Below are 19063 nucleotides of genomic sequence, written 5' to 3' on the forward strand. Positions count from 1 at the left end.
GGTGTTTGGAAAAACCTTTGGTAGGGTTTCTATGATAGAAAATTTTGATCCCAAAAAAGTTCGACACATTCACCTCATTGCCATATGCGGAACGGGGATGGGGTCCTTGGCCGGAATGTTGAAGGACTCGGGTTTTGAGGTCAGCGGTTCCGATCATAATGCTTACCCTCCCATGAGTACCTATTTAGAGGGTTTAGGGATAAACCCAAAGGTAGGGTTTTCTCCCTCCCACCTGAATCCCCGTCCTGACCTTGTTGTCATTGGAAATGCAGTTCCAAAGACCAATCCCGAAGTTCAGGAAGTCTTAAATAAACAGATTCCTTATCTTTCTCTTCCTCAAGCCCTGGCGACTTTTTTTCTGGACGGGAAAAAAAATGTAGTCATTACGGGAACACACGGAAAAACAACCACCAGTGCTTTGATGGCCTGGATATTGGAGTTTGCCGGACTCAATCCAGGATGCATGATTGGGGGATGGGCCCTCAATTTTAATGGAAATAATCAGTTGGGGGGAGGCCAATATTTTGTTGTTGAGGGGGATGAATATGATACCGCTTTTTTCGATAAAGGTCCGAAATTTCTTCATTACAAACCCACCATTGGAGTAATTACCAGCATTGAATTTGACCATGGGGATATTTACAAGGATCTTAATTCTATTAAGGCCGCTTTTAAAAAGTTTATTGATCTTTTACCCCCTGATGGTTTTTTGGTTGCTGCCCAGGGAGATCCCAATATTGATGATATACTAAAACCGGTTTCCTGTAAGGTGGAGCGCTATGGTTTAGAATCCAACGCAGATTGGTGGGCGGATGGGATCAAATACCGGAAGGGGGGAATACATTTTGAGCTTCGGTACAAGGGACAACCCCAAGGAGATTTTGAAGTTCCGGTGGTGGGCCTTCACAATTTAAAGAACGTTCTTGCCGTGATTGCTGTTTCCCAACGTATAGGGCTTCCGCTGGAAAAAGTCAAAGAAGGTTTAACCCAGTTCCGGGGGGTAAAGCGTCGCCAGGAGGTTGTCGGAGAGGTACGGGAAATTTTGGTCCTAGATGATTTTGCCCACCATCCCACTGCGATTCAGGAAACCCTAACGGGTCTCAAAAATTCCCATCCCCATCGGCGGCTCTGGGCTGTTTTTGAGCCGCGGTCAGCCACCAGCCGAAAAAATATTTTTCAAAAGGAATTTGTCAACGCTTTTAGGTCTGCAGATTGCGTGGTGATTGCCGATCTTTTTTCTCCTGAAAAGATTCCTCCCGAAGAACGCCTTGATCCCAAAAAACTGGTGGAGGATATTGAAAAAAGTGGGAAAAGGGCATGGTTTTTACCCCAAACCGGAGAGATTCTTCATGAAATGGTATCCCAGCTTCAGCCAGGGGATTTGGTCTGTATCATGTCCAGTGGGAGCTTTGACGGTTTACATAAAAAATTGATCCAGGTGTTGGAGGAACATTTTTCATAAAGGAAGACATTGGATCTGATTTCGGTCCTCATTGAAGAAGGAAAGAACCAGGGGGTTTTTCCAGGTGCGGTTCTTTGGGTTCAAAAAGGGGAACAGGTAATCTACCAAGGAGCTTGGGGAAAAACTTCCCTGGAGATGGAAAATGAAAACGTTTCCATTGAAACGTTGTTTGATGTTGCTTCTCTGACCAAGGTTATCGCCACCACCTCTGCCATTCTTTTATTAATCCAAAAGGGTTTTCAATCCCCACGGCTTTTGAAGCATTCCCATTTTTCCCCTAAAAAAATTAACCTGGATACCTTCCTAGAAGAAATTCTGAATGGGGTTTTGGATGTTGTGAAAAAAAAGATCACATTAAGGTTGCTTTTATCTCATGCCTCTGGCTTCCCGGATACACGCCCTTTTTATAATAACATTCGGAAAGCGGAAAAGAGAAAACAAGGGTTTTTAGGAAGTCAACAGGCGAAGCAACAAATGTATGAGCTGGTTCATCAGGAACCACTGGTATATGAACCCGGGGACCGACAGCTTTATAGTGACTTGGGTTTTATTTTATTGGGGGAATGTATTGAACGCTTATCGGGTGAAACCCTGGACTCTTTTTGTAAAAAGGAGATTTTTGTTCCGTTGGGTTTGATGCACACGGGATTCCTCCCGTTTCCCCAAAAGGAGTGTCCCATCACCCATGTGGCGGCAACGGAGCGGTGTCCATGGCGGGGAAAGGTTTTATTAGGAGAAGTTCATGATGATAATGCGTATGCCATGGGAGGCGTAGCGGGTCATGCAGGTTTATTCTCAACCGCCAGGGATATTGCCTGTTTTGCTTTTTCGGTTCTGAAGTCCTTTCACGGTGGAAACAGTTTTTTTGACTCAGCTCTTATTCGCGAATTTACGCAAGGATACCCTAATGAATGGGGTTTGGGATGGATGATGAGGACCGAACCCTCTTCATCGGGTCGATTTTTTTCGGAAGCCTCTTTTGGTCATTTGGGTTTTACAGGAACATCACTTTGGATTGATCCTGTTCGGGATTTGATCGTTGTTTTTCTCACCAACAGGGTTCATCCTTCCCGGAACAATGACCAAATAAAATTTTTTAGGCCGCGCCTGCACGATTTAATTTTTAAGGAGATGATCCATGATTAAACCCGTCCCTCTAAAACGGGGAGATACCATTGGAATTGTTTCCCCTGCCGGGCCCGTTGAAAAAGAGGAACTTTTTTTAGGGGTTCGACGATTGGAATCGCTTGGGTTTAAGATTTTATTGGGAAAATCTATTCATCAATCCTTTCGATATTTAGCCGGAACCGATGAGGAGCGGGCCAAGGACCTCATTGAGCTATATCAAAAGCCAGAGGTCAGGGCAGTGGTGGCCGCAAGGGGAGGGTATGGGACCCTCAGGCTAATTCCTTTTTTGAGACCAGAGGTTTTTAAAACAGAACCCAAAATTGTGGTGGGAAGCAGCGATCTAACGTTCCTTCTCCTTTTTCTTTTGAGACAATGCCAAATGGTCTCTTTTCATGGTCCCATGGTTGCTCCCAATTTTGGGAGGAAAGGGTCCTCTCTAACCGATAAATTTTTTCTCTGGAATATGTTGTCTAACCATTCCGAAATTTCCTTTTCGTTTCCCTCGGTGGAAATTTTAAGAAAAGGAAGGGCAGAAGGGGTTTTAACGGGCGGATGTTTGAGTCTTCTTTGTCAAAGCATTGGAACCCCTTTTGAGTTTGAAACGGAGGGACGTATCCTCTTTTTGGAAGATATTGAGGAAGCTCCATACCGGGTAGACCGTATGTTAACCTACTTGAAAACAGTGGGAAAATTGAAGGGAGTCAGGGGAATTCTTTTTGGAACCATGGAGAAATGTCAAACCGAAACCGGAAAGTCTTACCATTTAACGGATGTCTTAATGGATTGTCTGAAGGATTTTCCAGGGCCGATCCTCTATGGATTTCCATCAGGACACGGAGAACATAACGTAACCATTCCCTTGGGGGTGAAAGTCAGTTTGGATGGTGCCAACGGCGAATTAAAGCTCTTGGAACGAGGAACCCTGGATTGAAAAAATTCAACTTGCCTTTTGTTTGACAGTCTCTGCCAATTGATTAAAAGCAGGGAGATCAAAAACCGCCAGGTCTGCCAAAATTTTTCTATTTAAATTAATATTTAAAACCTTTAACCCTCCCATAAACCGGCTATAGGAAAGTCCTTGAAGAGCGGCTGCAGCGTTAATTCTAGCAATCCAAAGTTTTCGAAAATCGCGTTTTTTCTGGCGCCTATCCCGATAGGCATATTGTAGCGCTTTATCTACAGCTTCGGTTGCGGTTCTGAAAAGTTTGCTTTTTGCTCCTCGATACCCTTTGGCGAGTTTCAGTACCCCTTTTCTCCGCCTCCGCGTTTTTGGTCCACCTTTTACCCTTGGCATAATGCCCTCCTTTGGTTATTGATAGGGGAGTAGTCTCCGAATCTTCTCGGTGTTGGATTTATGGACTAGCGCCATTTTTTTTAATCCCCGTTTTCGTTTTGAAGACTTTCCCGTTAACAGATGGCTTTTGGATGCTTTCCGTCTGGCAATCTTTCCTTTTCCGGTTATTTTAAATCGTTTGGATGCCCCTCGGTTTGACTTTAATTTCACGTTGGCCTGACTCCTTCCTCGTTATATTTCTTTAAGATTTGGGGGAAATTAACATGGTCAAGTTGTTCCCCTCTCTTCGCGGGGGTTGCTCAATGACACCGACATCGGCGATGTCTGAAGCGACCTTGCCTAAAAGAGACTGTCCCATTCCCATATAAGCCTGCTCGCGCCCCCGAAAGGTGACGGTAACTTTTGCTTTATTACCTTCTTCTAAAAACCGTTTTAAATTACGAATTTTATATTCCAAATCGTGTTTTTCTGTTCGCGGTCTTAACTTGACCTCTTTTACCTGGACGTTTTTTTGACTGGACTTCATGGCATGAAGCTTTTTGTTTTCCTCATATTTATATTTTCCGAAATCCATAATACGGCATACGGGGGGTTGTGCCGTAGGAGCTACCTCTACCAGGTCAAATCCCATTTCTTCAGCTTTTGAAAGGGCCTCCTTTGGGGAAAGGATTCCGATTTGCTCACCATCAGGACCGATGACCCTTACCTCCCGCGCCCAAATTTCCTTATTCACCCTTAGTTTTTGAACGATGGCATCCTCCTTTTTTAAACTGGGTCAGGTTAAACCTCTTGATTGAATATCTTCCTGGATCATTTTAAGGACTTCCTCGATTCCTTTTGCCCCTAAGTTCTCCCCGGTTCTTTTGCGAACGGAGACGGTATTTTCTTTTACCTCCCGATCCCCCATTATGAGCATAAAGGGAGTTTTTGCTAATTGGGCCTCACGGATTTTAAGATTCATTTTTTCTTTTCTCAAGTCGGTTTGAACCCTTATCCCCTCTCCCTTCAAACGGGTATGAACCTCCTGAGCATAGGGATGTTGTTGGTCGGTTATGGGGATCAGCATCACCTGGATAGGGGCAAGCCAGGTGGGAAACGCCCCTGCATAATTTTCAATAAGAACTCCCAGAAACCGCTCCAGGGATCCCAAAAGGGCCCGATGAACCATTATGGGGCGATGTTCATTGCCATCCTCTCCAATAAACCCAATACCAAAACGCTCCGGAAGGTTAAAATCCACCTGAATGGTTGTGCATTGCCAGGCTCTGCCGAGAACGTCCTTAATTTTTATATCGATTTTCGGTCCGTAAAAAACTCCTTCACCTGGGTCCACCTGAAAAGGGAGGCCATGATGTTCTAAGGAGGATTTTAGGGCCAGGGTGGCTTTTTCCCAGTTTTCCGGGGACCCCACAAAGTGCTCCGGCCTAGTCGAAAGATAGATATCATACTCGGTAAACCCAAAGGTTTTCAAGACAAAAAGAGTGAAATCCAAAACCTGATTAATCTCCTCTTCCAACTGGTCAGGTCGGCAAAAAATATGAGCATCATCTTGTGTAAATCCTCGAACCCGCAATAGCCCGTGAAGCACCCCTGAGCGCTCGTACCGGTAAACAGTTCCCAACTCCGCGAAACGAATTGGGAGATCCCGGTAGCTCCTTAGGTGGGATTTATAAATGAGAATATGAAAGGGACAGTTCATCGGTTTTAGTTGGTAATCCGACCCTTCCACATTAATGTGAGAAAACATGTTTTCCTTGTAAAATTCTAAATGTCCGCTTTCTTTCCATAAATCAAGTTTTGCTATATGGGGTGTGAATACGAAATCATACCCGGCTTTTTGATGCTCATCCCTCCAAAAATCTTCAATGATTTTCCGGACAAGAGCCCCCTTGGGGTGCCAGAGAACCAACCCTGGACCGGACTCATCATGAATATTGAAAAGGTCCAAATCCCTTCCAATTTTTCGGTGATCGCGCCTTTTAATTTCTTCTCTCTTGGTTAAATAATCTTTGAGTCCTTTGGGGTTTGGAAATGATGTTCCGTAAATGCGCTGAAGCATGGCATTTTTTTCGTTTCCCCTCCAATAGGCACCTGCGCTGTTGAGAATTTTGAAAGACTTCATTTTTTTTGTGGAAGGGAGATGGGGGCCTCTGCAAAGGTCGATAAATTCCCCTTGTTGAAATAAAGAGATAATGGGATCGGAAATCCCTTCAATTAGCTCTACTTTATAATCTTCCCCTTTTTTTCTAAAAAGAGAAATGGCCTCCTCCTTTTTAAGCTCTTTCCGAAAAATGGGTAGGTCTGCTTCAACAATTTCCTTCATTTTCTCCTCCACCCGTTCTAAATCTTCAGGGGTAAAAGGGCGCTCAAAGGCGAAATCATAATAAAACCCATCTTCTATCGGAGGACCAATTGCCAATTGGGTTTTTGGAAAAAGAGCCTTAACAGCCTGAGCCATAATATGGGAACTGCTGTGGCGATAAATATCACGTCCTTCTGGGGTAGAGAAACTCAGAAAATCAATAGTTCCCGATTCCGTGACCTCTTCGCTGAGCCCTTTGAGCTGTTCGTTGAATTTTAAAGCCACAATCTCACTTTCTATTGTCGGAGCTATTTTCCGGAGGACCTCAGAAAAGCGAGTCCCGATTTGGAAAGGGATGGGTTCTTGATTTTTATAGGTAATTTGAACGGTTTTATCCTTCACCACGGGTCTCGCTTTTTTTCTCTTAAAAAAAACCTTTTGACAAAAAAAGAAAAAGGCATCACGCGCAAGGAGTGCCTGATGCCTTTTCACTCATTTAAATCAATTACAAACCGATTAAACCAAGATCCATTTTTTTATAAATTGGGCAGCCGTGGGTTTTGGTTCCGACGTTATGGACCATTCCCTTGGCTTTAAATTAATCATTCTTATGGGGAAACCGCACGGTAAATGGTAGGCACGGGCGGTTTTGAACCGCCGACCTCTACCGTGTCAAGGTAGCGCTCTACCCCTGAGCTACGCGCCTATAAAAACTTTCCCCGATTTTATAGATAATACAATGTGTTGTCAAGCGAAAATTAGAAACCTTCGGTAGGTCTTTGGGAGCCGTATTAAATTAATTTTACAGCGGATTTGAGGGCTTTTCCTGCAGAGAATTTGGGTGACCGGGTTTCCGGAATCATAATTTCTTTTCCGGTGCGTGGATTTCGTCCTTTTCTTGCCTTTCTTTGGCTGATTGAAAAGGTACCAAAACCAACCATGGTTACTTTTTGTCCATTTTTTAAGGCGGTACTGACCCCGTTTACAAAGGCTAATAAACTCTTTCCCGCAGCCAACTTACTGATTCCCGCACTTTCTGCCATTTTTTCGATTAAATCTTCCTTGGTCATGCATGGTCCTCCAATGTTAAAATTGTTCCACCTCTGTTTGGGAATGTTCGGGCCCCATTTTAGAGGGGAAAGGGTAACAACTCACTTTTTCGTTGTCAAGGGAAAATTAGGTTTTCGATGGAGGATTTGGAGAAAGATTTTACTTTTTTGTCCGTTTAATCGTGATTTTTAATTCTTTTATTTTTTTCCTAAGCGTATTTCGATTGACCCCTAACATATGGGCAGCTTGCACCTGGTTTCCTTTTGTTTCATTTAAGATCATGGTGATTAAAGGTTTTTCAATTTCTTTAATTAACAAGGAGTAAAGGTTCCTTCCTTGGCTTAAGCTCATTCGCTTAACAAAATCTTTTAATTTTCTTTCTACAAAATCATTAAGAAAAAGATCGCGGGAAGAATGGGTTGAAATCGTTTGTGAATTTGTTTTTTTTTCATCATTTTTAATTTCGTTGGATAATTCTTGAATTTTTCCGGCCCCGGAACGGATGGATTGGGAGGTTCCCACGATTAAAAAAAAGTCTTTGGTGGAGTTCTTTTCAAAAATAGTCATTAAATTTTCCTGAAATCCTTTTTTAGATTCCAAAATAATCATGGAATAGCTATTTTTTGTTAAATGTTGTCCCAAATTCATTGTGGATGAAAGGAAAGTTAGGCCGGTACCTGTTTTTTCAAAGGTTCTTTGAAATTCTTTGGAAAGATCAGGATCTTCGTTGACCAATAAAATATGTTGCCCACCCATGGCCGCTCCGGGAAATGATAGAACCTTCCTTAATATGACTTTCCTGTTAAGAAGGGTCTTGTGTTACTTGGAATTTTTCTGGAAAGGTTTAATTTGAGGATTAAACAAGGATTCTTTAACATAGCCATTTAATCCTGTCAATAGGGAAAAAAATTTAATTAAAAAAATGAATGGAAACTTAATTCTTAAAAATTAATTAAACTTAATTTTTCAAGTAAATTATTGAAATTGAAAAATTCAAACAAAAGGTAAAACCTTAATGATAAACATACACTGAATCAGGATAATTAATAAGAAACAGATAAAGCGAATCCTGTTTTAAATTTCTCCGTTTTTTACCTTGCCGAGGAATCTATTTTTAAAAAAAAAGTAACCAAAACCTGAGGCGCAAAGGGAAAATAAATAGCGGAATGATTCAATGGAATTTTTTTTCTAGGATTATGAGTCATTAAAACAAAAAGGGTGCCAATCATGTAGATTAAGGTATTCTTTTATATTTATTTGTTTTTTTGGAACCGTGAAGAATTGGCTTTTGTTATTACAAAAATTTTACTCTTTTTTGAAAAAGATTTCATTTTTTTTTCTCATGTTTTTCTTAAATTTTCTCCCCAAAGGGGAAGAGTATATTTCTAATTTTGTTGAAATTCTTCAATAATTTCACTAACCTAATCTTTTGGAATCATTTAAGGCGGGTAAAAGAGAATTTGAATAGGGAATTGATTACAGAACCACCGGAAAACCCGGCTGGGGGGAGGACCTTAATCGTGGATTCCTCAAATCCCTCTTTCTATCCAAGGCCCAGTTCGGCCCTTGTGGAGGCGGGTCCGGAAGATCAAGTATTTGTGCGCCCTGGTACCTATGAGGACAAGATTTTTGTTGCCGACCGTCCCATTCGTTTAATCGGTGCTGGAAAAGATCAGGTTCAAGTTTTTTGCCGCAAGGGAGGGCCTTTTTACCTTCAAAAAGTGACCGAAGGCTTAGTGAGCGGAATGACATTTCGTTATGTTGGAAGTGATCAACATTCGGCCATGAATGTTTTGGATTCCACCTGTACCATCAGGAGCTGCCGTGTCATGGAGGGGATTTTGTCTGGAATCGTGATCTATGGCCCAGAAAACAGGGTGTCTTTGATCGACAATGAAATTTGCCATAATCGGGAGTCGGGGATTTTCATTTTTGCGGGTGCCCGGCCTTATATTTCAAAAAATGTGTCCTATGAAAACCATCACTTTGGGATAGCCGTTCGGGATCATGAGACCTCCCCCGATATCGTTCGTAACATTTGCCGTAACAACATGCTGAGCGGGTTGCTGTTATTTCACCTTGCGGAGGCCTTGGTGTTGGAGAACCAATTTTTTGAAAACCAGGAATGGGGACTTGTGTTAACGCCGGATTGCAAGATCTCTCCCCCCCTTTCAGAAATCCTATCCTCAAATGAGTTAGAAAAAAATCCCAGAGGGGCGTTTCAAATTACCCGAACCCCCCTTGCTGAAATTGGGCGGTAGGAAATTTTTCTTTAAAAGAAATGTCATTCTTAATAAGACTTAAAAAAGTTGGGTGAGAAACTTGTGGATCTTTTCCCCCGGAGGCTCTCTCCCTGGCTGAGAATAATCGCTTTTTTATTGGGTATTTCTATCGTTTTGGCCTTTGGGGTTCAATATATGATCAATATGCCGGGAAAATCCTATTCTGGGCCTCTTCCTCCTTTGAAAGAAGAAGAAAATGAGATTCAAACTTTCCTTTTGAAACACATCCAAATTTTGGCGGGAGAAATTGGGGAGCGGAACCTTTGGCAATATCAAGCCTTACAGTCATCTGCGAATTATATTGAACGAATATTTAAAAGTATGGGGTATGAGGTATTTTCCCAAGAGTATGGGGTTCAGGGAAAAAAAGTCAAAAATATTGAGGTACAGTTGGAGGGAACCCATCGTCCGAATGAAATTGTTTTAATCGGTGCCCACTATGATTCTGTTCGAGTATCCCCGGGGGCAAACGACAATGCAACGGGAACGGCTGCGGTTTTGGAAATCGCTCGGCTTCTTTTTGGTCAACCCAATAAACGAACGGTCCGTTTTGTAGCCTTTGTTAATGAAGAGCCTCCGTTTTCAATGACTCAGGATATGGGAAGCCGGGTGTACGCAAATCGTTCCCGGGAACTTGAAGAGAATATTGTGGCCATGTTTTCTATTGAAACCATCGGATATTACGATGATGCAGAGGGGAGTCAGCAATATCCTTTTCCCTTTCGTTATTTTTATCCCAGTACGGCTAACTTTATTGCCTTCGTTGGAAATGTGGCCTCAAAATCCCTGGTGTATGACAGTATCGATTCTTTTAGAAGGCATACATCTTTTCCATCCGAAGGGGTAGCCGCTCCTGGGTGGATGACAGGGATCGGTTGGTCTGACCACCAATCTTTTTGGAGGGAAGGCTATCCGGCTTTGATGGTTACCGATACAGCCCTGTTTAGGTATGCCCAATATCATTCTCAGGAGGATACTCCCGATAAAGTAAATTATCCTCGAACCGCGAGGGTGGTGGCGGGATTGGCCCGGGTGGTCTCCGAGGTGGCGAACCCCCCAAAAAAACCGTAGGGACATCCTTTTCCTTTTTATGGTTTGTGAGTTTAGTCTTGCGGTGAAGCAGATAATTATGCAAAAATGAAAATTTAACCTAAAGTTGATGTTAGGGATGAAGCCAAAAACACTGTTTGAGAAAATCTGGGAAACACACACCGTCTACGAAGAACCAGGAAAGCCTTCATTGATTTACATTGATCGGCATTTGGTTCATGAAGTGACCTCTCCACAAGCCTTTGAAGGGTTGCGTTTAAGCGGAAGAAGGATACGGCGTCCCGAACTGACCTTTGCAACTATGGATCATAATGTTCCTACATCGGACCGCTCTCAGCCCATTGATGACCCTATTTCCGCCAAACAAATGGAAACTCTTGCAAAAAATTGCAAAGAGTTTGGCGTTAAACTTTTTGATCTCCAGAGTCCTGATCAAGGCATTGTTCATGTCATAGGCCCTGAGCTGGGTTTGACACTTCCCGGGATTACCATGGTTTGTGGGGATAGCCATACCTCCACCCATGGGGCTTTCGGGGCCTTGGCATTTGGAATCGGGACCAGCGAAGTCGAGCATGTTTTTGCTACCCAATGCCTTTTACAGGATCGGCCCAAAACCTTTCTCATTGAGGTGAATGGCACACTTCCGTATGGCGTAGAAGCAAAAGATATTATTCTTTCAATAATTGGTCACATTGGAACGGGTGGGGGAACGGGGTGTGTGATTGAATATGGCGGAAATACCATTCAGAGCCTAACCATGGAAGAGCGTATGACCGTTTGCAATATGTCCATCGAGGGAGGAGCCCGGGCAGGAATGATTGCTCCCGATGAAACCACTTTTGAGTATTTGAAAGGGCGGCGCTATGCACCTCCTCAATTTAGAGAAGCGGTTCAAAAGTGGAAAGAGCTCTGCAGTGATCCGGGGGCCGTTTTTGATCGGACTCTAAAATTAAACGCGGCATCCATTTCTCCCCAGGTGACTTGGGGAACCAATCCGGGGCAAGTGGTTTCCATAGATGCCGGGGTTCCAAATCCGTCTTCGTTTTCGGATCCCAATGCAAGGAAGTCAGCCGAACGGGCTTTGGACTACATGGGATTGAAGGCCGACACTTCAATGATCGACATTCCGATTGATCGGGTTTTTATTGGTTCCTGTACGAATTCGAGGATTGAAGACCTAAGGCGGGTGGCCGAGTTTGTAAAGGGAAAAAAGGTGTCGTCTCGGGTCTATGCCATGGTGGTTCCGGGTTCCCAGCAAGTTAAAAAGCACGCAGAAGAAGAAGGTTTAGATCGAGTTTTTAGAGAAGCAGGGTTCGATTGGCGTGAATCAGGTTGCTCCATGTGTTTGGGGATGAATCCCGATATTCTAAAGCCCGGGGAGCGGTGTGCTTCCACCTCTAACCGGAATTTTGAAGGGCGCCAGGGAAAAGGAGGAAGGACCCACCTGGTAGGTCCCTTAATGGCAGCGGCGGCAGCGGTGGAGGGCCATTTTGTGGATGTGCGGCAAATGGATATCAAAAAAAGGTAAAATGATGGAGGCTTTTCAAACCATAACGGGCATTGTGACCCTTTTAGATTTGCCCAATGTGGATACCGATCAAATCATACCGAAACAGTTTTTAAAAAGGATTGAACGTACAGGATTTGGGCAGTTTCTTTTCTATGATTGGCGGTTAATGGAAGGAGGCAACCCCAACCCCGAATTTGAAATGAATGCTGACCGCTATCACGGCGCATCCATTTTGGTGACACGGGCCAATTTTGGGTGCGGTTCCTCGCGGGAACATGCCCCATGGGCCCTGTTGGATTATGGCTTTCGTTGTATAATTGCCCCTTCTTTTGCAGATATTTTTTATAATAATTGTTTTAAAAACGGAATTCTCCCCATTTCCCTTTCGGAAGATCAAGTGGAGGGGCTATTTGAAAAGGTTAGACAAAACCCGGGGTTCCAATTAACCGTTAATCTGGAAAAAAAGAAGATCACATCCGGAGAAGGATTAAACTTTTCTTTTGAAGTGGATGAATTTCGACGCCATTGTTTGCTAAACGGTTTGGATGACATTGGTCTAACCCTTCAATATGAACAGAAAATTCTTCAATTTGAAAAAAAACACACTGAAAATCACCAAATTCCAAATTGATAAAGCTCTGGTGTTTTTTCTTAAGTGGAGGTTAAATGACACCCTCTTGGATTGAAAATGTAACGGAAACCGATTTTGAGGAAAAAGTGGTTGCGGTTTCCCAACAGGTTCCGGTTCTGGTGGATTTTTGGGCTCCCTGGTGCGGACCGTGCCGAACGCTGGGTCCCATCCTGGAACAGGTGATCGATAGCCTAGGTGGAAAAGTTCACCTGGCAAAGGTGAATACCGATGAAAATCCAACTTTGGCCCAACAATTTCAAATTCAAGGCATACCCGCAGTAAAAGCGGTTGTGAATGGAGAAATTAAAGATGAGTTTGTGGGTGTTCTTCGGGAAAGACAGATCCGTGAATTTATTGAAGGGTTGGTTCCATCGGAAGCGGACCGGGTATCTACCGAAGCCCAATCTTTAGAAGAGAAAAATCCGGGTGGAGCCCTAAAAAAATATGAGGATGCCCTTCAAAAGGAGCCATCCCATGCCCAATCGCTAATTGGAAAACTGCGAGTTTTAGTAGCGTTGGGCCGCTTGGAAGAAGCGGAAGGTTTTTTTAACGGGCTTCCCGGGGCTCTGCAGTTGGACCAAACCGTTTCAAGGCTTAAAACGAAAATAGATTTAGGAATAATCCTCCAGCAAGGTCCCTCAGAATTGGAGTTAAGAGAAAAAACCCAAAAAGATCCCCACAATTTAGAAGCCCTTTGGGATTTGGCCATATACCTTTCTGCGGAAGAAAAATATTCTGAAGCATTTGAGATTTACCTAACCATTATGGAAAAAGATCGAGCCTTTAAAGATGATGGTGCGCGGAAGGCGGTTCTTCAACTGTTTGAATTAATCGGTTCCCGTTCCCCTTTGGCTGAGACCTATCGGGATAAAATGGCCCGTCTGATCTTGAGTTAAAAACAGAAAAACCAAAGAAAAGAATTTCTATTGGGAACTTTGGGTTTTTCCCTTTTCTTTTTTGATTCTATTAAAAACCCATCTTGCGAAATAAACCCAGAACCGTTTGGAACCCTGGCTATCTCTTGAGATTGCATCCTGGTTTCTATATACTTCCTGAAATTTTAGAATAACGGGTCAATATTGAAAAAATTCAGGAAATGGATCTTTTCCTTAAAATGGGTCGATAAAAACCTACTGTTTTTTCTTTCTTTTTTCTTAATCACCGGTGGGGCCTACGCGGCGGGGTTACCCGAACCCAAAGTTGAGTTTTCTGCGGATAGCTATGTTCAGACAGGGAATTATACCTCTGAGTCTAAAATTTACCGGTCTATGGATAAAGAGCGCCGCGAACTGGACCTGGGAGATTCCAAACAGGTTGTCATCAGCCGAATGGATAAAAATGTAATATGGATGTTGATGCCCGCGCAAAACTTGTACATGGAAATGAGTCTGAGCGATCAAAAAACTAAACAAGGGGCTGGAGAATTTTCTTATGAAGAGATTACCCAGACGGTGGTTGGTGAAGAAATGATTGAAGGAATGAAATCAATCAAAAGTAAAATAAGCGTTAAAGATTTTTCGGGAACCACCTTTCAAGGGTATATGTGGACGACGAAGGATGGCATTACCCTGAAAATGGATACGGTGACTGTGGGAAAAGGCCAACCCTTTCAAATAAAAATGCATTTGAAAAACGTAAAAATTGGGAAACAGGATCCAAATATTTTTGAAATTCCTTCCGGTTATACTAAAATGGATATGGGCTTTCCTTTTGGTGGGCATGGGTTAGGGATGGAAGGCATGGAAAACGGTTCAAGGTAAGGTAAAAAAACAGTTAGACATAATAGGGAGGAATTCTAAATACGGTGAAAAACCAAAAGACCTTAAAAATATTTTTATTTGGGCTTTTAATCGCTTTAATGACCACCTCTTTCCCCAACAATGGGCACACTCAACCCTCCGTGAATGGAAATTCCGAAAAACTGGGACAAGTTTCCTTTTTGATTACATGTGAAGGCGAGGCCCAAAAGCAGTTTAAGCGTGCATTGGCGATGCTCCATTCCTTTTGGTATACCGAGGCACGAACGGCTTTTGAAGAAGTGACCCAAACCGACCCGGAATGTTCAATGGGCTATTGGGGTATTGCTATGACTTATAATCATCCCCTGTGGGAACCCCCCAGTACGGATGATTTGGAAAAGGGGAGCGCTGCAATTAAAATGGCGAGGTCGGTGGGTAAAAATACCGAGAGGGAATGGCTATATATCGCCGCCCTTGAGACGTTTTATAAAAAAATGGACCGGGTAGATCATGAAACCCGGGCGGAGGATTATAGTCAGGCGATGAAGCGGGTCTATGAGCGGTATCACGATGATCAAGAAGCGGCCATTTTTTATGCCCTTTCCTTATTGGGAACAACCTCTCCCAATGATAAAACCTATAAAATGCAAAGAAGGGCTGGTGAGATCCTCGAGAGAATTTTAGAAGACCAACCGAATCATCCTGGTGTTGCCCATTATATTATTCATAGTTATGATTATCCGGAGCTTGCCCATCGGGCCGAAAAAGCCGCCCAAATTTATTCCAATATCGCACCTTCCGTTCCCCATGTCCTTCACATGCCTTCCCATATTTTTACTCGCTTGGGTTTATGGGATGAATCCATTCAATCCAATTTGGCCTCTTCCCAAGCAGCAAAACGTTTTGCTGAAAAGAAAAATCCGGGAGGGATTTCCTTTGAGGATCTTCATGCCCTGGATTATCTTATGTATGCCTATCTTCAGAAAGGGGAGGATCAAAAGGCACGGGATATCTTGAAAGAAATTCAGTCTGTGAAAGAGGTACAAACAGTGAATTTAGCATCTGCCTATGCCTTGTCGGCGATTCCTGCAAGGTACGCTATTGAGCGGCGGAGTTGGGGGGAGGCGTCCGACCTTTTACTTCATCCGAGTCAATTTCCATGGGAACAGTATCCCTGGACAGAGGCCACGGTGGTGTTTACCCGGGCCATTGGAAATGCACGGGGTGGAAATTTAGCGAAAGCGAAAAAAAATGTAAAAAGGCTTCAAGAACTCCAAAATGAAACGAAAAAGGTCAAAAAAAAATATTGGGTCAATCAAATTGAAATTCAAAGATTGACTGCATCGGCCTGGGTTGTTTTCGCGGAAGGAGATCATGACCAAGGCCTAAAGCTGATGCAGCTTGCGGTTTCTTTGGAAAGCAAAACGGAAAAAAGTCCCGTAACACCGGGTCCCATTTTACCCGCATCGGAACTGTTGGGGGAGATGCTTTTGGCCTTGGATCAACCGGATAAGGCTTTAATGGCTTTTGAAAGTGCTCTTGAATCATCTCCAAACCGGTTTAATGGGCTTTATGGTGCGGCTAAAGCCGCAGAGCAATCGGGAAAAATGGATGAAGCCATGGGGTATTACTCCAAACTGGTAGAGATTTGCCGGAATTCAAATGGAGACAGAGCGGAACTTAAAGAAGCAAAAACATTTTTGAAAAAATTGAAAAAATAAAAAAAGACGTTCCTAATGTGGAGGAACAAATAAGAGAAAATTTTGTATGCAATCACGAAGAAAATTTTTATTACAGGGAATTTCTATGGCTGGGATTTTCTTTTTTACCCCTCCCCTCCTGGCCGTAGGTCGATGTGTTGCGACCCAAGATAATATTTTGGGTCCTTTTTACCGTGAAGGGGCTCCCTTTAAAACAAAAATCGCCGGACCCAACGAAAAAGGAGAACCCCTTAAGATTTTTGGGAAAGTATTGGGGCTTGATTGTGAGGCATTGCCGGGGGCGGTGGTTGATGTTTGGCAAGCAGACCATGAAGGCAGTTATGATAATTCTGGTTTTTTTCAGCGATTTAATCCAAAGGAGTTTAAGCTTCGGGGAAGGATGAAAACAAATGAAAAAGGCCATTATGAATATGAAACGATTCTTCCCGGCGCTTACAAGATTGGGTTGAACAGCTGGAGGCCAAAGCATATCCACTATATCGTCACTAAACCCGGTTTTGAACCTTTGACCACCCAACTCTATTTTAGCGGTGATCCTTATATTGAGGGGGACCGTTTTGTAAAGGAATCTTTAATCATAGATTTAAAGAAAACCGATCCAGATAAAAAATCCCCTCTCCTGGTGGGAAACTTTGATATTGTCCTGAACCCCTCCAAATTATAAATTCAAGTTAAATCCCTTTTTATTTAAAATTATATCCCCTTGAGTACCCACCGCTGTTTCCACTATACTTTAAATTTGATGATACCCGTGTGTCTTTAACTGATTGTTTTTAAATAAATTTCAATTCTGTTGGTATCTTACGAAAACGTTGAAAAAAAATGAAGGCCGTCATTCCTGCGAAAGCGGTAATCCAGAGGTCAAAAAACATTGAATTCCAGCTCTTTCCCATTGGGGTGGTAACCGCTGGAATGACACCGGAAAAAACCAAGTAATTTGTAGAACGGGAAACTTGAACCAAATTGAAAATTTTGGTCTTTATCATTCTTTTTTTTAGTGACTTTGCCTTTTTCTCTCTAAAGGTTTTTGCCGGGCCCATGGTTCAAATTCCTGAGGGACCTTTTTTGATGGGAGAAATTCTAGCCGAAGAGGGGGTAAACGGAAAAACTGTAAAATTACCTTCTTTTCAGATAGATCAGTTCGAGGTAACCAATCAAGAGTTCCAGGGGGAATTTCCATTCCATCATTTTCCGTTGGGTGCGGAGAAGCATCCGGTTTGCCATGTAACCTGGGAGGAGGCCAATGTCTATTGCGAAAGGTTGGGAAAACGACTTCCTTCCGAGGCCCAATGGGAAAAAGCCGCCCGGGGAACCGATGGCCGAATTTTCCCGTGGGGAATTAAAAAGAAACGGAGGGGGGCCCATCCTCCAATCTCTGGGATGACCAAACGAATCGTTGGGTTTAATAAAAAAGATGTTTCGGTCTATGGTGTTCGGGACATGTCCGCTTCGGTATGGGAATGGGTTAAAGACGAAGGTCTAAATGAAAGGCGTGTAGCAAAAGGCGGAGTGTGGAATGAGCATTTGGATTATGAGTACAGCAAAACCTTTGACCGGATTTTCATAGATCCGGATAAACGGTTTATCTTTTTAGGGTTTCGATGCGTAAAATAGGGGGAATCCAACGAAGGGTGTTTCTTATCGGAATCCTAATGGGAACGCTGGGGTTTTTCGTTGGAATGTTCAAGACGAAAACCTGTGCTCAGGCCAGTGGTGACTTTTTTGGAAGGGAAGAATATGTGGGAAAAACACGGAAGGGACGGTTTAAAAAATTTTATGTTCAGTATTTTAAACCTTTTAAAAGGGTGGATGGAGATAAATGGAAACTGAAAATCACCGGACTTTGTGAAAATCCCCAGGAAATAGATCTTGTAGAGATCAAAAAGCTATCAAAAAAGACCCAGGTTTCCCGGATCAAATGTGTGGAGTGCTGGTCCGCCAAGGCCCAATGGGAAGGCTTTCATATTTCACACCTTCATGAAAAGGTCCGTCCGCTGCCTGATGCGGAGGGTGTGGTTTTCCGATGCGCGGATTCTTATAATGAATATTTACCCCTGAACGACTTAACCCATGAGCGGGCCTTATTGGTTCATACCATGAATAAAGAACCTTTATCCGATGAACATGGTTTTCCCTTAAGGGTCATTGTTCCTTTTAAATATGGGTATAAAAGCCCGAAAGCGGTTTTAGAAATGGAATATGTAAAGGGTTTCCATCTAGGAACCTGGAGTAAAATTGGGCCCTATTCACTGGATGGGACCATTCTTCCCGGATATGATCATCCCTTGGATATGGGGAAAAAACGAAGAAAGATTTTTGGAGGGGAGATTTTTGATTATTAGGGGGGGTGCCAAATGAAAGAAAAAGTACAAAAAACAGAAGAAGAATGGAAAGGGCAACTGACGCCTGAGCAGTATCAGGTGACCCGGCAAAAAGGGACAGAGCGCGCCTTTTCCGGTGAATATTGCGATTCTAAGGAGAAGGGAATTTTTCAATGTATTTGCTGCGGGAACGACCTTTTCAGCTCGGATTCAAAGTTCGACTCAGGAACAGGATGGCCGAGTTTTTGGGAGCCTGTTGATTCTAGAAATATCGAAGAAGAGGTAGATTACAGCTATGGAATGGAGAGGGTAGAGGTTCTTTGTTCAAAGTGTGATGCTCATTTAGGTCATCTGTTTCCCGATGGTCCTGCCCCCACCCATCAGAGATATTGTATCAATTCAGCGTCTTTGAAGTTGAACAAGAAGAAATAAAGGGTCTTCGTGTAATCGAGTGGGTAAAAATTGTTAAAAAGTGTTTAAGGTCCATACAGGGCAAGGGTCAAGTCAAAGTCATTCTGTGGTTGAAGCCTTTGAAGTATTAGAGGTTCCTGCAAAATCCAGTTCGTCATTCCC

The 19063-nt window shown here is 43.1% G+C and carries 20 protein-coding genes and 1 tRNA gene; 14 read left to right on the forward strand and 7 right to left on the reverse strand.

Going from position 1 to position 19063, the window contains the following annotated elements; genetic code table 11:
• The first annotated feature begins 31 nt into the window (after positions 1 to 31).
• The 3 genes from mpl to VGB26_09165 are packed head-to-tail and all read left to right on the forward strand — an operon-like array spanning position 32 to position 3521.
• Positions 32 to 1462 (forward strand): UDP-N-acetylmuramate:L-alanyl-gamma-D-glutamyl-meso-diaminopimelate ligase, encoded by a 1431-nt coding sequence (gene mpl, locus VGB26_09155; protein HEX9757956.1) that lies wholly within the window; start codon positions 32 to 34, stop codon positions 1460 to 1462.
• Positions 1463 to 1471: 9 nt separating this feature from the next.
• Entirely contained in the window at positions 1472 to 2608 is a 1137-nt protein-coding gene (locus VGB26_09160; protein HEX9757957.1) for a serine hydrolase, read from the forward strand.
• Positions 2601 to 3521, forward strand: a complete 921-nt coding sequence (locus tag VGB26_09165; protein HEX9757958.1) for an LD-carboxypeptidase — start codon at positions 2601 to 2603, stop codon at positions 3519 to 3521. Before VGB26_09160 ends, VGB26_09165 begins: the two co-directional genes overlap by 8 nt.
• Positions 3522 to 3527: 6 nt before the next feature.
• Here VGB26_09165 and rplT read toward each other — a convergent pair whose 3' ends face one another.
• The 7 genes from rplT to VGB26_09200 form a co-directional block, all read right to left on the reverse strand.
• Positions 3528 to 3884 carry a 50S ribosomal protein L20 gene (gene rplT, locus VGB26_09170; GenBank protein ID HEX9757959.1) on the reverse strand — a complete coding sequence of 119 codons (357 nt, stop codon included), beginning with the start codon at positions 3882 to 3884 and terminating at the stop codon, positions 3528 to 3530.
• Between the two features lie 15 nt (positions 3885 to 3899).
• Positions 3900 to 4094 (reverse strand): 50S ribosomal protein L35, encoded by a 195-nt coding sequence (rpmI, locus tag VGB26_09175; GenBank protein ID HEX9757960.1) that lies wholly within the window; start codon positions 4092 to 4094, stop codon positions 3900 to 3902.
• Positions 4095 to 4125: 31 nt separating this feature from the next.
• The gene (gene infC / locus VGB26_09180; GenBank protein ID HEX9757961.1) at positions 4126 to 4635 is read right to left on the reverse strand and encodes a translation initiation factor IF-3; all 510 of its coding nucleotides are present in this window, start codon (positions 4633 to 4635) and stop codon (positions 4126 to 4128) included.
• A 24-nt stretch (positions 4636 to 4659) separates the two neighbouring features.
• Entirely contained in the window at positions 4660 to 6588 is a 1929-nt protein-coding gene (gene thrS / locus VGB26_09185; GenBank protein ID HEX9757962.1) for a threonine--tRNA ligase, read from the reverse strand.
• Between the two features lie 229 nt (positions 6589 to 6817).
• Positions 6818 to 6892 (reverse strand) — tRNA-Val (locus VGB26_09190).
• 85 nt (positions 6893 to 6977) lie between these two features.
• Complete coding sequence (locus VGB26_09195; GenBank protein HEX9757963.1) at positions 6978 to 7256, reverse strand: HU family DNA-binding protein; 279 nt, start codon at positions 7254 to 7256, stop codon at positions 6978 to 6980.
• A 139-nt stretch (positions 7257 to 7395) separates the two neighbouring features.
• Positions 7396 to 7992, reverse strand: coding sequence for a helix-turn-helix domain-containing protein (locus VGB26_09200; GenBank protein HEX9757964.1), 597 nt, complete (start codon positions 7990 to 7992; stop codon positions 7396 to 7398).
• 764 nt (positions 7993 to 8756) lie between these two features.
• Between VGB26_09200 and VGB26_09205 the strand changes: the two genes are divergently transcribed.
• The 11 genes from VGB26_09205 (at position 8757) to msrB (ending at position 18922) form a co-directional block, all read left to right on the forward strand.
• A complete protein-coding gene (locus VGB26_09205; protein ID HEX9757965.1) occupies positions 8757 to 9497 on the forward strand; it encodes a right-handed parallel beta-helix repeat-containing protein in 741 nt (246 codons plus the stop codon).
• Positions 9498 to 9560: 63 nt separating this feature from the next.
• Entirely contained in the window at positions 9561 to 10589 is a 1029-nt protein-coding gene (locus VGB26_09210; protein HEX9757966.1) for a M28 family peptidase, read from the forward strand.
• Between the two features lie 97 nt (positions 10590 to 10686).
• Entirely contained in the window at positions 10687 to 12096 is a 1410-nt protein-coding gene (gene leuC, locus VGB26_09215; protein HEX9757967.1) for a 3-isopropylmalate dehydratase large subunit, read from the forward strand.
• Positions 12097 to 12100: 4 nt separating this feature from the next.
• Entirely contained in the window at positions 12101 to 12709 is a 609-nt protein-coding gene (gene leuD, locus VGB26_09220) for a 3-isopropylmalate dehydratase small subunit (protein ID HEX9757968.1), read from the forward strand.
• A gap of 35 nt (positions 12710 to 12744) precedes the next feature.
• A complete protein-coding gene (locus VGB26_09225; protein HEX9757969.1) occupies positions 12745 to 13605 on the forward strand; it encodes a tetratricopeptide repeat protein in 861 nt (286 codons plus the stop codon).
• A gap of 183 nt (positions 13606 to 13788) precedes the next feature.
• Positions 13789 to 14469 carry a DUF4412 domain-containing protein gene (locus VGB26_09230; protein ID HEX9757970.1) on the forward strand — a complete coding sequence of 227 codons (681 nt, stop codon included), beginning with the start codon at positions 13789 to 13791 and terminating at the stop codon, positions 14467 to 14469.
• Between the two features lie 44 nt (positions 14470 to 14513).
• Positions 14514 to 16169: a tetratricopeptide repeat protein gene (locus tag VGB26_09235; protein ID HEX9757971.1), complete on the forward strand. Its 1656-nt coding sequence runs from the start codon at positions 14514 to 14516 to the stop codon at positions 16167 to 16169.
• An 85-nt stretch (positions 16170 to 16254) separates the two neighbouring features.
• Entirely contained in the window at positions 16255 to 16833 is a 579-nt protein-coding gene (locus VGB26_09240) for a twin-arginine translocation pathway signal protein (GenBank protein HEX9757972.1), read from the forward strand.
• A 299-nt stretch (positions 16834 to 17132) separates the two neighbouring features.
• Positions 17133 to 17783, forward strand: coding sequence for an SUMF1/EgtB/PvdO family nonheme iron enzyme (locus VGB26_09245; protein ID HEX9757973.1), 651 nt, complete (start codon positions 17133 to 17135; stop codon positions 17781 to 17783).
• Positions 17771 to 18511 carry a molybdopterin-dependent oxidoreductase gene (locus VGB26_09250; protein HEX9757974.1) on the forward strand — a complete coding sequence of 247 codons (741 nt, stop codon included), beginning with the start codon at positions 17771 to 17773 and terminating at the stop codon, positions 18509 to 18511. The genes VGB26_09245 and VGB26_09250 overlap by 13 nt, the downstream gene beginning before the upstream one ends.
• Before the next feature lie 12 nt (positions 18512 to 18523).
• Positions 18524 to 18922 carry a peptide-methionine (R)-S-oxide reductase MsrB gene (gene msrB, locus VGB26_09255; protein ID HEX9757975.1) on the forward strand — a complete coding sequence of 133 codons (399 nt, stop codon included), beginning with the start codon at positions 18524 to 18526 and terminating at the stop codon, positions 18920 to 18922.
• Positions 18923 to 19063 lie beyond the last annotated feature (141 nt).

It is taken from the genome of Nitrospiria bacterium (assembly GCA_036397255.1).
In the GTDB taxonomy this organism is placed as follows: domain Bacteria; phylum Nitrospirota; class Nitrospiria; order DASWJH01; family DASWJH01; genus DASWJH01.

What these genes read in the sequence shown, in the direction of transcription:
- mpl (HEX9757956.1), top strand. Translation starts at nt 32, where the DNA reads ATGATAGAAAATTTTGATCCCAAAAAAGTTCGACACATTCACCTCATT.
- VGB26_09165 (HEX9757958.1), top strand. Translation starts at nt 2,601, where the DNA reads ATGATTAAACCCGTCCCTCTAAAACGGGGAGATACCATTGGAATTGTT.
- rplT (HEX9757959.1), bottom strand. Translation starts at nt 3,884, where the DNA reads ATGCCAAGGGTAAAAGGTGGACCAAAAACGCGGAGGCGGAGAAAAGGG.
- VGB26_09195 (HEX9757963.1), bottom strand. Translation starts at nt 7,256, where the DNA reads ATGACCAAGGAAGATTTAATCGAAAAAATGGCAGAAAGTGCGGGAATC.
- VGB26_09200 (HEX9757964.1), bottom strand. Translation starts at nt 7,992, where the DNA reads ATGGGTGGGCAACATATTTTATTGGTCAACGAAGATCCTGATCTTTCC.
- leuC (HEX9757967.1), top strand. Translation starts at nt 10,687, where the DNA reads ATGAAGCCAAAAACACTGTTTGAGAAAATCTGGGAAACACACACCGTC.
- leuD (HEX9757968.1), top strand. Translation starts at nt 12,101, where the DNA reads ATGGAGGCTTTTCAAACCATAACGGGCATTGTGACCCTTTTAGATTTG.
- VGB26_09225 (HEX9757969.1), top strand. Translation starts at nt 12,745, where the DNA reads ATGACACCCTCTTGGATTGAAAATGTAACGGAAACCGATTTTGAGGAA.
- VGB26_09240 (HEX9757972.1), top strand. Translation starts at nt 16,255, where the DNA reads ATGGCTGGGATTTTCTTTTTTACCCCTCCCCTCCTGGCCGTAGGTCGA.
- VGB26_09250 (HEX9757974.1), top strand. Translation starts at nt 17,771, where the DNA reads ATGCGTAAAATAGGGGGAATCCAACGAAGGGTGTTTCTTATCGGAATC.
- msrB (HEX9757975.1), top strand. Translation starts at nt 18,524, where the DNA reads ATGAAAGAAAAAGTACAAAAAACAGAAGAAGAATGGAAAGGGCAACTG.